General features: G+C 32.8%; 1 pseudogene. It reads right to left on the bottom strand.

Going from position 1 to position 259, the window contains the following annotated elements:
- A pseudogene (locus SB775_RS31005) lies at window positions 1–245 on the bottom strand (hypothetical protein); the annotation flags it as partial.
- Between the last annotated feature and the right edge of the window lie 14 nt (window positions 246–259).

The raw sequence follows: 259 nt of genomic DNA, 5'->3' as shown, positions 1-259 counted from the left end.
AATGCATCAATTGTTTCGTTAATTCTCTTCACACCTTCACTTGCAATTGAATCATCCAACTTTTCTTTTACAGCTTTCATAATGAATGTATTATAAGAAGCTAAGTCTAGTTCTTTAAGATTCACTTGTAACTCCTCTTCTACTTGTTTCTTCAGGTTTTTAGAAAACTCACTCCAGTTACCAAAAAGATCTCCAACAATTGAACCAATTGTCTTAGCAACATGATTATCAACAATTTCTTGCACCTTTCCTTCTGTCT

This window comes from Peribacillus sp. SIMBA_075 (genome assembly GCF_046534585.1).
This window is presented reverse-complemented; position numbering and strand designations above follow the sequence as displayed.